This window comes from Streptomyces hokutonensis (assembly GCF_042751305.1).
Taxonomy (GTDB): Bacteria; Actinomycetota; Actinomycetes; order Streptomycetales; family Streptomycetaceae; genus Streptomyces; species Streptomyces hokutonensis_A.
On sequence record NZ_JBHYWD010000012.1, the window covers coordinates 287,839 to 301,059 of the forward strand.

Sequence of the window (13,221 nt, forward strand, 5' to 3'; positions counted from 1 at the left end):
TCCGCCCGGGCCATACACCCCCTCCGCGTTTCGCCCAACCCCCCATCAAACGGGGGGCCCCCCCCCCCCCGCGCCCGGGGCCCCCCCCCCCCCCCCGCTACCGGTCGAGTGAGGCGAACGCGGATCAGCCCCGTCTGGCCTGCCTCAGCTCCCGGTCGACGGCCCAGGCGTCGGCGACCGGGCCGAGGTGGGTGAGCTTGTCGGGGTTGATCACCGCGCGGATGGTCTGGATCTGTCCGTCGAGGACGTCGAGGACCAGGGTGTGGAGCACCTTGCCGTCGCGGTCGCGGAAGAGCGCGCCTGGCTGGCCGTTCACCTCGTGCGGCTCGAACGACACATCGATCCGGATCAGCCAGGGGAAGACCGTGCCGAGCACCCGGGACACGTTCTCCGCACCCATGACGGCCCTGGCCAGCTGCGGGGCCTTTCCACCACCGTCCCCGACGAACTGCACGTCGGCGGCGAGCAGTTCACGCAGCCCGCCCACGTCACCGTCCTTCAGCGCGTCGAAGAACCGGGTCGCCAGCTCCTGCCGCTCCTGCCGGTCCGCGGTGAACCGGGGCCGCCTGTCGGCCATGTGCCGCCGGGCCCGCACCAGCAGTTGGCGGCACGCCGACTCCGAGCGCCCCACGGTCGTGGCGATCTCGTCGAAGCCGAAGGCGAACACCTCGCGCAGCACGAACACCGCCCGCTCCAGCGGGCTGAGTTGCTCCAGCAGCAGGAGCGCCGCCATCGACACCGAGTCGGCGAGCTCCACCGACCGCGCCGGATCCTGGTACGGGTCGCTCAGCAGCGGCTCCGGGAACCACGGCCCGACGTACTCCTCCCGCCGTACCCGCGCCGAACGCAGGACGTCGATGGAGATCCGCGTGACCGTGGCCGACAGGAACGACTTGGCCGAGGTGGGCCGGGTCGCCGAGCCGTCGTAGCGCAGCCAGGTCTCCTGGACCGCGTCCTCGGCCTCGCCCACACTGCCCAGGATCCGATAGGCGATCGAGAACAGCAGCGGTCGCAGCTCCTCGAACTCCCGGGCCTTCCGGTCGGTTTCGCTCACGCGGGATCTCCTTGTCCTGGCCGGTGCGGGTGCGGTGGGGTTCAGCCGAAGATGCCGGGCTCGTAGTCGCCCTTGCACGGCTGGCGGGTGATGATGTTCAGCCGGTTCACCGAGTTCATGAAGGAGACCAGGATGACCAGCGCGGTGAGCTGCTCGTCGTCGTAGTGCTTGGCGGCGTGCGCCCACACCTCGTCGCTCACCCCGCCGGCCGCGTCCGCGACCCGGGTCCCCTCCTCCGCCAGTTCCAGCGCGGCCCGTTCGGCCTCGGTGAAGACCGTGGCCTCGCGCCACGCCGCGACCAGGTTCAGCCGCACCGAGGTCTCGCCGCCGGCCGCGGCCTCCTTGGTGTGCATGTCGACGCAGACGGCGCAGCCGTTGATCTGGCTGACCCGCAGCGCCACCAACTCCTGCGTGAGAGCAGGGAGTTCGGAACTCTTGAGTGACCTGCCGACCGCCATGAACTGCTTGGCGGCCTTGCTCGCGGTCGGGCTGGCGAAGTAGTCGAGTCGTGCGTCCATGATGCCCTCCGTGGGCCGTCGTCGTCAGTGGCTGCATCCACGGGACGAGACAGCACGGACTCCTGTGACATCGGCGCATGTGACCTGGGTCACCGGAGGTCAGGGGGTGTTCGTGGCGTTGCGCAGCCGCGCGAACGACGTATTGAGCCCGTTCTTCAGCAGCCGGGACACGGGCCGCTCCACCAGCCGGTGGACGAGCCAACTCAGCACCAGGAAACCGGAGATGACCGAGACCACCAGGAGCCTGGGGTCCATGGTGTCGCGGAAACGGTTGATGAGCGTCGTACCGGCCGCGTAGTGCAGCAGATAGAACGGATACGTCATCGCCCCGGCCGTGGTGAGCCACTTCCAGCGGACGCGGTCGGTGGCGCCGAGCGCGATGGCGGCCATCACCAGGATGAACACGGTGAAGACGACCATGCTCGCGCGCCAGCTGGAGACGTGCTCGACGGCGTCGATACGGTGCCCCAGCTCCAACTGGCCCATCAGGGAAGCCAGTCCGAGGATGCCCCACAGCAACAGGTCCTGCCCGAAGCGGTACATGAGGTACAGCGCCAGGCCGGCGATGAAGAACCAGGCGCCGTCCGGATTGATCGCCAGGGTCAGCGGCCGGAACCCCGCGGCCGGGGCGATCATCGCGGCGGCGCCCCAGAGACAGCAGAAGATGACGACCTTGCGGTAGGTCAGGCCGGTGACGACGACGGCCATGAAGAGGAGGTAGAACCGCAGCTCCGACCAGAGGGTCCAGTACACGCCGTCGACGTTCGGAACCCCCGAACCGGCTTGCAGCATCGTGAAGTTGAGGAGGATCTCGCGCAGCTTCTGCCGGTCCCACACACCGGGCAGGGCCACCAGGACCACCGTGGTGAAGACGATCGAGAACCAGTACGCCGGGTAGAGCCGGATCACCCGCGAGGTGAAGAACTGCCGTGGCGTACGGCCCCAGCAGGACATACAGATCACGAAGCCGCTGATCACGAAGAACATCTCGACGCCGATCCAGCCGTAGGCCGAGAACCGGAACACCGTCGGCATGATGTCGGACACCGGCCGGCCCCAGATCGCGTTGTCCGGCCGGTCCACTCGTCGGGTGCCCGCGTAGTGGTGCGCGGCCACGAACAGGGCGGCGAGCAGCCGCATTCCGTCGATGGCGTACAACCGCCGCTGAGCTGACGGTCTTTGCTGTAAACTGAGGGAGGCGTGTCTTGGCGCTCTCCGTCTTTGGGACGGGATGAGTACCCGCTCCGTCGCCCCGGCGTACGTAGACATGTCAGTCCATATCAGCTCTGGGGCTCGGGAGCAGGCGCTCCTGACCCACGCGAATCAAGTCTCACGGTTCACAGCAGGAGACCCGCGTGGTGTGGTGATGGTTGTAGCCGGACTCCGAGGATTCCCCGGCTTCACCCCACGGCAACCGCGCTCCATGCGGCGGCCACCGCGTTGTACTCCGGACTTCCCGTCCCGTACAGGTCCTTGGCCGCGTTGAGCGTCGCCGTGCGCGCTCCGGCATAGTTCGTCGAGGACGTCATGTAGACCGTCAGCGCCCGGTACCAGATGGCCCCCAGCTTGTCCCTGCCGATCCCGCCGACCGAAGAGCCGTTGCAGGGGGGGGAGTTGTAGTCGACCCCGTTGATCGTCTTCGCGCCGCTGCCCTCCGCGAGGAGATACGCGAAGTGGTTCGCGACGCCCGAGGAGTAGTGGACGTCCAGATTCCCGACCGTCGAACTCCAGCAGTCCGCGGAGTTCCCGTCCTTGGACGGCTTGTCCATGTACCGCAGCGCCGACCGCCCGAAGCCGGACCGCACGATCTTCTCGCCGATGAGGTAATCCCCTTGGTCGGACGCGTTGTTGGCGTACCACTCCACCAGCGTGCCCATGATGTCGGAGGTCGCCTCGTTGAGCCCGCCGGACTCGCCCGAGTAGGTCAGCGCCGCCGTCTTCGACGTCACCCCGTGCGTCATCTCGTGCCCCGCGACATCCAGCGCCACCAGCGGACCGAGCTGCGTCCCGTCACCGTCGCCGTACGTCATGCAGAAGCAACTGTCGTCCCAGAACGCGTTGTTGTAGCTGTTGCCGTAGTGGACCCGGTTGTACGAGCCCTTGCCGTCGCCCGCGATGCCGTTCCGGCCGTGGACGCTCTTGTAGTAGTCCCAGGTCTCGTTCGTGCCGTACTGCGCGTCCACCGCGGCCGACGAACGGTCCGAAGTCGCCCCCGTGCCCCAGTGGTTGTCGGCGTCGGTGAACACCGTGGACGGCGCCCGGCTGATGCAGATGCCGAGGATGCACAGGTCGGTCTTGTTCGCCGCGTCACCGGTGTAGGTCCCGCCGCGCGTCGCGTCCTTGAGCTGGTACGCCGATCCCGACAGCGTCGTCTCCAGCGGCACCGTCCCGCTGTACAGCGACTTCCCGTCACCGGTCGCCGTCTCCACACTGTCCCAGGCGTCGATCCGGGCGCCGCTGCGGGCGTCGGTCAGCACCGTGCGCCCGACCGGGTTGCCGAGCGAGTCCTTGGCGACGACATTGGTCCGCCAGGCGAGCTTCGGGGTGCCGTGGAGGGCGTCAACTATCAGCTGGGGCTTGGCGGTTACGCCCTTGAGCGCCTCGCCGAGATGGGCTGCCCGCAACGCGTTCACCGCCAGGTCCGCCGCCTTCGGAGCGGCCACCTTCGGCGTGACGGTCGCCAGGGATATGGAGGCACGGGTGGCGCGGTCGGCGCTGCGATAACTCCCGTTCGGAGCCAGGTGCACCACGAAGTCACCGCCCAGCACCGGGAGTTGACGGTACGTCCGGTCGTAGCGGACGTGCTGTGTGCCGTCCGGGTCGACGATCACGTCCCGGACCGACGTGCCCTCCGAGGCGGTCAGCCCCAGACTCGCGGCATGGGCCACCAGCGCGGACGCGGCGTTCGCGATCGCGGCGGACCGGGTCGGCCGGTCGACGGCGTGGGCGGTGGGGGAGAGAGTGGCGGCCAGCAGGGTCGCGGCGCCGGCCGCGATACCTGCCGTGGCGAGACGGGAACCATGAACGTGCCGTGTCCGACTCATCGGTCTCCTCAAGAACGCAAGTGGGGGGCGTGGGGGCTGCGTTGATGTTGAATGAGATTTAAAGGGCCATGACATGTCATGTCCATAGCGCGTCCACAGACTTCCAGGCTCCAGGAGGCCGAGTGGCATCTCTCCCGTTCTTCGTCTACGGCACCCTCCGCCTCGGCGAGCCCAACCACGACGCCTTCCTGCGCGGCCACACGGAGTCGGAGGAGCCGGGACGCCTGCACGGCGCCGTCCTCTACGAGGGCCCCGGCTACCCGTACGCCGTCGAGGACCCCGGCTCGGTGGTCGTCGGTGAACTCGTCACCGCGCGGCCCGAGTCCTACCCCGGACTCCTCCTCGCCCTCGACCGACTCGAGGACTACGCCCCCGGCGACCCGCGCAACCTCTATGAGCGCGTCGAACGCCCGGTGACCCGAGACGCCGACGGCACGGCGGTACGCGCGTGGGTGTATCTTGCGGCTCCGGCCGTCACGGCAGCCCTGCGCACCCACGGCAAACTGATCGAGGGCGGCGACTGGCGCGACCGCCGCTGAATGATTGTTGAACGATCCTCAGTTGCCTCCGGAGGCCAACGCCCGCGTGACCCCTTTCTCCTTCGGCCCGAGGAATTGAGGGTCGGGATGGAACACCAGGTCGAGCGCCGCCTTGCCCGCCGCGAACACCTCGCGGGTGCCGCCGTAGTACCAGGTCGCGTCGTGCTTGTCGTCGACGCCGACGCCGTACGAGTCGACGCCCGCCGCGTCGCACAGCGCGACCGCCCGCCGGATGTGGAAGTTCTGGCTGATCAGCACAGCCTTGTCGACGCCGAAGATCTTCTTGGCGCGGACACAGGAGTCCCAGGTGTCGAAGCCGGCGTAATCGGTCACCACGCGCGCGCGGGGCACCCCGTGCTTCGCCAGGTAGACGCGCATCGCGTCCGGCTCGTCGTAGTCCTCGCGGCTGTTGTCACCGGTCACCAGGACGACCTTCACCCGGCCCTCCCGGTACAGCGTGGCCGCCGCGTCCAGCCGGTGCGCGAGATACGGCGACGGCTCGCCGTCCCACAGTCCGGCCCCGAAGACCACGGCCACATCGGTGCGCGGCGCGTCCTGAAGGGTCCGCAGCCGGTCCGCCGTCGACACCCAGAGCCAGGTCGCCGGAAGCAGCGCGAGGACACACCCGAGGGCGACCCACTGCACGAGCTGCCGCCACCCGGCACGCGTGCGTGGCAGCCGGGGTCGGCGAAGTCTCGGGTGACGCATCAGACGCATCGGACGTATCAACGGGGGCCCCTCACCGTTCGGTTTCGACAGTCACAGACGCGCCGTAACCCGATCCGGTTCGCCGCCGGCAGTGTGACCGGCTTCACTGTGAACGCCGAATCCGCAGGTCACCTCACCTCACACACCACCCGAACCCCACCGTGAACCCCCGGAAAAGACCCGTCACTCCCGTGCAACGGGGAGGCAACCTCCCACCGCCACCATCACTCCATGACGGCGTCGCATCATCCCCACGACGAGTCCACGACCCTCGACAGTACGGCGCATCTCATGAACCGGATCAGCAGTCAGCTCGCCAGCCAGCTCAGCGTTGTCTCCCTGAACGGCAGCCGCCGCCCCGGCCCGCCCGCGCTCGTCCTGGTCGCGCACGGCAGCCGCGACCCGCGCGCCCTGAGCACCGTACGAGCCCTCGTGGAACGCGTCCGCGAACTGCGCCCCGGCCTCCCCGTCCACCTGGGCCACATCGAACTCAACGAGCCCCGCCTGACGGACACCCTCACCGCACTCGGCCCCACGGACGCCGTCCTCGTCCCCCTCCTCCTTGCCCGCGGCTACCACGTCAAGCGCGACATCCCCGGACTGGCCGCCGAGACCCAGGCACGCGCGCGCGTGGCACCCCCTTTGGGCCCCCACCCCCTCCTCGTGGAGACCCTCTACGGCCGCCTGGTGGAGGCGGGTTGGGGCGAGCAGCCGCGCCGGGGCAGCGCGGTGGTCCTGGCTGCAGCAGGCTCCCGCGACCCGGACTCCAAGCTGGACACCAACCACACGGCCCAACTCCTCGCCGACCGCCTGGGAGTCCCCGTGATCCCCGCGTACGCCTCGGCGGCGACCCCCACGGTCTCCACGGCCGTCCGCGCCCTGGCAGCCCGAGGCCACCACAGGGTGGCGGTCGCATCCTGCTTCACGGCCCCCGGCCGCTTCGCGACCCAGTGCGCGGAGGCGGCTCCATGGATCGCGTCGGCACCTTTGGGAGCGCACCCCGCGATGGCCCGCTTGGTCCTCCACCGCTACGACCAGGCTATGTCGACGACGGAGGCTACGGCCCCGGAATTGGCGTCGGCTTAACACTTACGGGAGCTGTCTCTTCCAGGGGCGCGGGGCTGTATCGATTTGCGGCTCCGCCGCGTGGGCGCGCCCAGCCACAACGCACCCGCAGACGCAATCGAACCTCACCCGCCAGACGCATCCGCGCCCCGCAACTCCCGAATTGTCACTACCGCCGCTTACTGTCGAAGCATGGACGGCACAACAGCACCGAACCCCTACGACCCGACATCAGTCGACCGCTGGGCAACAGAGCCCGACAAACGCCCGGGCCGCACCGCTTTCCAACGCGACCGCGCCCGCGTACTGCACTCCGCCGCCCTGCGCCGCCTCGCCGGCAAAACCCAGGTGGTCACACCGGGAACCCGCAGTCAGGCCTGGGACGCCAGCCCCCGCACCCGCCTGACCCACTCCCTGGAATGCGCCCAGGTGGGCCGAGAGCTCGGCGCAGCCCTGGGCTGCGACCCGGACCTGGTCGAAGCCGCGTGCCTCTCCCACGACCTGGGTCACCCACCCTTCGGCCACAACGGCGAACAGGCACTGAACGACTTCGCCGACGACTGCGGCGGCTTCGAGGGCAACGCCCAGTCCCTCAGACTCCTCACCCGCATCGAACCGAAGCGCTTCGTAAAGAGCGATACGACCGGTGAGTTGGTGAGCGTGGGCCTCAACCTCACCCGAGCCACCCTCGACGCCGCCACCAAGTACCCCTGGCCGCGAGGCGCGCACCCCACCACCCCCACGTCCCGCAAGTTCGGTGTCTACGAGGACGACAGACCGGTCTTCGACTGGGTCCGCAAGGGCGCCCCGGGCACCCGCACGTGCTTCGAGGCCCAGGTCATGGACTGGTCGGACGACGTGGCGTACTCCGTGCACGACGTCGAGGACGGCCTGCACGCGGGCCACATCGACCCCAACTGCCTGCACGCGGAACCGGAACGCCAGGAGATCTTCAGGGTGGCCATCGGCCGCTACGTCCCCGCGGACACGGCCCCCGACGAACTCGCCGAGGCGCTGGACCGGCTCCAGAACGAGCCGTGGTGGCCGCACGGCTACGACGGCTCGGCGGTCGCCCAGGCCCGCCTCAAGGACGCCACCAGCCAGCTCATCGGCCGCTTCTGCCTGGCCGCCGAGGCCGCCACGCGCGCGAGGTACGGCACCGGCCGCCTCACCCGCTACGACGCCGAACTCGTCGTACCGCACGAGGCACGGCTGGAGTGCGCGGTCCTCAAGGCGGTCGCCGACCGGTACGTCATGCAGCGCGCCGAGCAGGAGCGCATCCGCGCGGACGAGCGGATCGTGGTCGCCGAGCTGGCGCGGGCGCTGACGGCGCGCGCCCCCGACGGCCTGGAGCCGCAGTTCCGCGCGCAGTTCGACGAGGCGCCCGACGACCGCGCCCGCAAGCGGGTGATCGTCGATCAGATCGCGTCATTGACCGACGCGTCGGCGCGGTCTCTTCACGCGCATCTCACATCCCTGGGGCACAGTGACGCGAAACAAGCCCGAATGTGACCCTCCGTGGCCTGATCGGGCCACACCCCCTTCCCGCATCACGCTGCGTGCGGGACGCTCGCATATGGCGGCACCATTACGAGGAGGCATCAAGTGGTCGACGCGGATCAGACATTCGTCATCGTCGGAGGAGGCCTGGCCGGCGCCAAGGCGGCCGAGGCGCTCCGAGCGGAGGGCTTCACCGGCCGCGTGATACTGATCTGCGACGAACGCGACCACCCGTACGAGCGCCCGCCGTTGTCCAAGGGCTACCTCCTCGGTAAGGAGGAGCGCGACAGCGTCTTCGTCCACGAACCCGCCTGGTATGCGCGCAACGACATCGAGCTGCATCTCGGCCAGACCGTCGACGCCATCGACCGCAGCGCGAAGACGGTCCGCTTCGGGGACGACGGCACCCTTGTCCACTACGACAAGTTGCTCATCGCCACCGGCTCCGAGCCCCGCCGCCTCGACATCCCGGGCACGGACCTCGCGGGCGTCCACCACCTGCGCCGCCTCTCGCACGCCGAGCGCCTCAAGGGCGTCCTCGCCACCCTGGGCCGGGACAACGGCCATCTGGTGATCGCCGGCGGCGGCTGGATCGGCCTGGAGGTCGCGGCGGCGGCCCGCGAGTACGGCGCCGAGGTGACCGTCGTGGAACCCTCGCAGACGCCTCTGCACGGAGTCCTCGGCCCCGAACTCGGGCAGCTGTTCGCCGATCTGCACGCCGAGCACGGCGTGCGTTTCCACTTCGGCGCGAAGCTCACCGAGATCGTCGGCCAGGACGGCATGGTCCTCGCGGCCCGCACGGACGACGGCGAGGAGCATCCGGCGCACGACGTCCTCGCGGCCATCGGCGCGGCCCCGCGCACGGCGCTCGCCGAGGCGGCGGGTCTGGAACTGGCCGACCGCGCGCACGGCGGCGGCATCGCGGTCGACGAACGGCTGCGCACCTCCGACCCCGACATCTACGCGGCCGGAGACGTGGCCGCCTTCCACCACGCCCTGTTCGACACCCGGCTGCGGGTGGAGCACTGGGCGAACGCCCTCAACGGCGGCCCGGCGGCGGCCCGCGCGATGCTCGGCAAGGACGTCACCTACGACCGCGTGCCCTATTTCTTCTCCGACCAGTACGACTTGGGTATGGAGTACTCCGGCTGGGCGCCCCCGGGCTCCTACGACGAAGTGGTGATCCGGGGAGACGCGGGCAAGCGCGAGTTCATCGCCTTCTGGCTGAAGGAGGGACGCGTGCTGGCCGGGATGAACGTGAATGTGTGGGACGTCACAGAGCCCATCCAGCAGCTCATCCGCTCCAGGGCACAGGTGAACACCGAGGCCCTGGCGGACCCACACGTTCCGCTGGACAGCCTGGGCGTCTAGAGATCCTGCTCGTCACTGGTGTCAGTCCGGCCCCGTAGAATTCACGCGTGGCAGGACGGATCAACGACGAGGACGTGAAGGCGGTTCGGGACGCGGTCCCGATCGACGCCGTGGTGTCCGAGTACCTCCAGCTGCGGAACGCGGGCGGCGGCAACCTCAAGGGTCTCTGCCCGTTCCACGACGAGAAGTCGCCGTCCTTCCAGGTCAGCCCGAGCAAGGGGCTCTTCCACTGCTTCGGCTGCCAGGAGGGCGGCGACACCATCACGTTCGTGATGAAGGTCGACCACCTCACCTTCTCGGAGTCGGTCGAGCGCCTGGCCGCCCAGGCCGGCATCACGCTGCGGTACGAGGAGGGTGGGTACAATCCCTCCCACCAGCGCGGCGAGCGCATCCGCCTGGTCGAGGCCCACAAGGCCGCCGCCGACTTCTACGTCGAGCAGCTCGCCGTCAGCCCCGAGGCGGACACCGGCCGCAAGTTCCTCGCCGAGCGCGGCTTCGACCAGTCCGCCGCCGAGCACTTCTCCGTCGGCTACAGCCCGCAGGGCTGGGACCACCTCACCCGCTACCTCCGCGGCAAGGGCTTCTCCGACAAGGAGCTGCTCCTCTCCGGCCTCGCACAGGAGGGCCGCCGCGGCCCCATCGACCGCTTCCGCGGCCGCCTGATGTGGCCGATCCGCGACATCGGCGGCGAGGTCGTCGGCTTCGGCGCCCGCAAGCTCTACGAGTCGGACAACGGCCCGAAGTACCTCAACACGCCCGACACCGCGATCTACAAGAAGTCCCAGGTCCTCTACGGCATCGACCTCGCGAAGAAGGACATCGCCAAGTCCAGCCGCGCGGTCGTGGTCGAGGGCTACACCGACGTCATGGCCTGCCACCTGGCAGGGGTGACGACGGCGATCGCCACCTGCGGCACGGCCTTCGGCACCGACCACATCAAGATCCTTCGCAGGCTCCTGATGGACAACGGCAGCGCGCGCGTGATCTTCACCTTCGACGGCGACGCGGCCGGCCAGAAGGCGGCCCTGCGCGCCTTCGAGGACGACCAGAAGTTCGCCGCCGAGACATACATCGCGATCGCGCCCGACAACATGGACCCCTGCGAACTGCGCCTCGCCAAGGGCGACGAGGCGGTCGCCGACCTGGTCGAACCCCGCACCCCGCTCTTCGAGTTCGCGCTCCGCCAGATCGTCGTCCGCTACGACCTCGACACCCCCGCAGGACGCGCCTCCGCCCTGGACGAGGCCGCCCCGATCGTCGCCCGCATCAAGAACAGCGGCGCCCAGCACGAGGTCGCCGTCCAGCTCGCCGGCATGCTCGGCATCCTCGACACCCAGTTCGTGGTCAAGAGGGTTGCCCAGCTGGCCCGTTGGGCCCGCGACCGCGGCGGCAAGGGCCCCGCACCCACCCGGGGCGGCGCCCAGCAGCAGTACGACACCACCCCCCGCCCGCCCACCGGCGGCCCCGCCCTCACCCTCCGCAACCCGGTCTTCGCCACCGAACGCGAACTCCTCAAACTCGCCCTCCAGCGCCCCGAGTTGGTCTCCCCGGCCTTCGACGCGTACGGCGTCGACGAGTTCACCGCCCCGCCCTACGCGGCCGTACGCGAGGCGATCATCGAGGCGGGCGGCGCCGAGTACGGCCTCCAGGACCCCCAGGACTACCTCGTCCGCGTCCGCGAGGCGGCACCGGACGACGCGGTCCGCGCGATGGTCACCGAGCTCGCCGTGGAGGCCATCCTGCGCCGCACGGTCGACGAGAACTACGCGGGCGAGCAGCTCGTCACCGTCCGCCGAAGAGCCGTAGTGCGCCGGATCCACGACATCCAGGGCGCGCTCACCCGCCTCGGCAGCCACGGAGACTCGGCCGAACTGGCCGCCGTACAGAACGAGTTGTGGGTACTTCAGCAGTACGACCAGGCACTCCAGGTGCACGGCGCCTCAGCGCTCTGAGCGCGTAGTTACGGAACGGACTCAAAAAGTCACCGCACGCCCCTCGTGGCGGCGATGTGTCGTACTCCACACTGGGTTCCGGTGCCTGAGTCCTCGGAGCGCGGCCGATCCGTCCCCAGCGGGTCCTTCACCCCCGCGATTCCGCTCATCGAGTACGGGACGGACAGCGGTGAGGCCGCCGACTCCGCCCCCGAAGTACCGCTGCCGTACCCCCTGGCAGCGATCATCCTGGAGGTCGCCCCCGTGCAGACCCAGACCCTCGACCAGACCGAGACCAGCACGACGGACGGCGCGGAACCGGACGCGGAGACCGATGTCCTCGCGACCGTCCCCCCGCAGAGCCGTGCCGCGCACCACCCCGAGACCGCGGACCTGGAGGGCCCGCCCGGGCTCGAAGAACCGCCGGCCGAAGCGGTGGAGACCGCCGAGGCCCCCGAGCCCGACGAACGGCCCCGCGGCCGGGTCGCCGACACCGGCGCGCCCTCCTCGGACCTGTTCCGCCAGTACCTGCGCGAGATCGGCCGCATCCCCCTCCTCACCGCGGCCGAGGAGGTCGAACTCGCCCGCCGCGTCGAGGCCGGCCTGTTCGCCGAGGAGCGGCTCAGCAGCGCGCCCGACCTGGACAGCCAACTCGCCCTCGACCTGGACAAGTTGGTCGTCATGGGCCGGATGGCCAAGCGCCGCCTCATCGAGGCGAACCTGCGGCTCGTCGTGTCCGTCGCGAAGCGGTACGTCGGGCGCGGGCTGACCATGCTCGACCTCGTCCAGGAGGGAAACCTCGGCCTGATCAGGGCAGTTGAGAAGTTCGACTACGCCCGCGGGTACAAGTTCTCCACCTACGCCACCTGGTGGATCCGCCAGGCCATGTCCCGCGCCCTCGCCGACCAGGCCCGCACGATCCGCGTCCCCGTGCACGTCGTGGAGTTGATCAACCGGGTCGTCCGCGTCCAGCGCCGGATGCTCCAGGAGCGCGGCTACGAGCCGACGCCGGAGGAAGTGGCCGACCACCTCGACCTCGCGCCGGAGCGGGTCAGCGAGGTCCTGCGGTTGGCTCAGGAGCCGGTGTCGTTGCACGCGCCGGTGGGTGAAGAGGACGACGTTGCCCTCGGCGACCTGATCGAGGACGGCGACGCGACGAGTCCCGTGGAGTCCGCCGCGTTCCTGCTGCTGCGGCAGCACCTGGAGGCCGTGCTGTCGACCCTGGGGGAGCGGGAGCGGAAGGTCGTACAGCTCAGGTACGGGCTGGCCGACGGGCGTCCGCGCACGTTGGAGGAGATCGGGCGGATCTTCGGGGTGACGCGGGAGCGGATACGGCAGATCGAGTCGAAGACCCTGAACAAGCTGCGGGATCACGCTTTTGCGGATCAGCTCAGGGGTTATCTGGACTGATGCCGGTGGCTGCGGGCCGGTGGGGGCGGGCCGCGCGGTTTCCCGCGCCCCTGAAAAGACCTCAGCCGAGGGGGTTTCAGG

Annotated in this window: 11 protein-coding genes; 6 read left to right on the forward strand and 5 right to left on the reverse strand. The window is 69.7% G+C overall.

Annotation, left to right across the window (positions count from 1 at the left end; genetic code table 11):
* Window positions 1-124: 124 nt before the first annotated feature.
* The 4 genes from ACFXC1_RS30515 to ACFXC1_RS30530 form a co-directional block, all read right to left on the reverse strand.
* Entirely contained in the window at window positions 125-1,054 is a 930-nt protein-coding gene (locus tag ACFXC1_RS30515) for an RNA polymerase sigma-70 factor (RefSeq protein WP_381248383.1), read from the reverse strand.
* 41 nt (window positions 1,055-1,095) lie between these two features.
* Window positions 1,096-1,572, reverse strand: a complete 477-nt coding sequence (locus ACFXC1_RS30520; protein ID WP_381248386.1) for a carboxymuconolactone decarboxylase family protein — start codon at window positions 1,570-1,572, stop codon at window positions 1,096-1,098.
* 99 nt (window positions 1,573-1,671) lie between these two features.
* A complete protein-coding gene (locus ACFXC1_RS30525; protein ID WP_381248388.1) occupies window positions 1,672-2,841 on the reverse strand; it encodes an acyltransferase family protein in 1,170 nt (389 codons plus the stop codon).
* A 131-nt stretch (window positions 2,842-2,972) separates the two neighbouring features.
* Window positions 2,973-4,616, reverse strand: coding sequence for a M4 family metallopeptidase (locus tag ACFXC1_RS30530; RefSeq protein ID WP_381248390.1), 1,644 nt, complete (start codon window positions 4,614-4,616; stop codon window positions 2,973-2,975).
* Window positions 4,617-4,684: 68 nt separating this feature from the next.
* Here ACFXC1_RS30530 and ACFXC1_RS30535 point away from each other — a divergent pair, with 68 nt between their 5' ends.
* On the forward strand, window positions 4,685-5,155 hold the full coding sequence (locus tag ACFXC1_RS30535; RefSeq protein ID WP_381248393.1) for a gamma-glutamylcyclotransferase family protein: 471 nt from the start codon (window positions 4,685-4,687) through the stop codon (window positions 5,153-5,155).
* A gap of 18 nt (window positions 5,156-5,173) precedes the next feature.
* Here the strand turns inward: ACFXC1_RS30535 and ACFXC1_RS30540 are convergent, their stop codons facing one another.
* Window positions 5,174-5,863, reverse strand: a complete 690-nt coding sequence (locus ACFXC1_RS30540) for a SanA/YdcF family protein (protein WP_381248395.1) — start codon at window positions 5,861-5,863, stop codon at window positions 5,174-5,176.
* A 231-nt stretch (window positions 5,864-6,094) separates the two neighbouring features.
* Here ACFXC1_RS30540 and ACFXC1_RS30545 point away from each other — a divergent pair, with 231 nt between their 5' ends.
* From ACFXC1_RS30545 to ACFXC1_RS30565, 5 genes are all read left to right on the forward strand, one after another.
* On the forward strand, window positions 6,095-6,949 hold the full coding sequence (locus ACFXC1_RS30545; protein ID WP_381248398.1) for a sirohydrochlorin chelatase: 855 nt from the start codon (window positions 6,095-6,097) through the stop codon (window positions 6,947-6,949).
* Window positions 6,950-7,120: 171 nt separating this feature from the next.
* Window positions 7,121-8,440, forward strand: a complete 1,320-nt coding sequence (locus ACFXC1_RS30550; protein WP_381248401.1) for a deoxyguanosinetriphosphate triphosphohydrolase — start codon at window positions 7,121-7,123, stop codon at window positions 8,438-8,440.
* Between the two features lie 93 nt (window positions 8,441-8,533).
* On the forward strand, window positions 8,534-9,799 hold the full coding sequence (locus ACFXC1_RS30555; protein ID WP_381248404.1) for an NAD(P)/FAD-dependent oxidoreductase: 1,266 nt from the start codon (window positions 8,534-8,536) through the stop codon (window positions 9,797-9,799).
* Window positions 9,800-9,846: 47 nt separating this feature from the next.
* Window positions 9,847-11,751, forward strand: a complete 1,905-nt coding sequence (gene dnaG / locus ACFXC1_RS30560; RefSeq protein ID WP_381248407.1) for a DNA primase — start codon at window positions 9,847-9,849, stop codon at window positions 11,749-11,751.
* Between the two features lie 81 nt (window positions 11,752-11,832).
* Window positions 11,833-13,140, forward strand: a complete 1,308-nt coding sequence (locus tag ACFXC1_RS30565; protein ID WP_381248409.1) for an RNA polymerase sigma factor — start codon at window positions 11,833-11,835, stop codon at window positions 13,138-13,140.
* The last annotated feature ends 81 nt before the right edge of the window (window positions 13,141-13,221 follow it).

Bases quoted from the DNA above. Each gene is read 5' to 3' on its own strand.
- ACFXC1_RS30520 (WP_381248386.1), bottom strand. From the start codon at position 1,572: ATGGACGCACGACTCGACTACTTCGCCAGCCCGACCGCGAGCAAGGCC.
- ACFXC1_RS30540 (WP_381248395.1), bottom strand. From the start codon at position 5,863: ATGCGTCACCCGAGACTTCGCCGACCCCGGCTGCCACGCACGCGTGCC.
- ACFXC1_RS30535 (WP_381248393.1), top strand. From the start codon at position 4,685: ATGACATGTCATGTCCATAGCGCGTCCACAGACTTCCAGGCTCCAGGA.
- ACFXC1_RS30530 (WP_381248390.1), bottom strand. From the start codon at position 4,616: ATGAGTCGGACACGGCACGTTCATGGTTCCCGTCTCGCCACGGCAGGT.
- ACFXC1_RS30545 (WP_381248398.1), top strand. From the start codon at position 6,095: ATGACGGCGTCGCATCATCCCCACGACGAGTCCACGACCCTCGACAGT.
- ACFXC1_RS30550 (WP_381248401.1), top strand. From the start codon at position 7,121: ATGGACGGCACAACAGCACCGAACCCCTACGACCCGACATCAGTCGAC.
- ACFXC1_RS30525 (WP_381248388.1), bottom strand. From the start codon at position 2,841: ATGTCTACGTACGCCGGGGCGACGGAGCGGGTACTCATCCCGTCCCAA.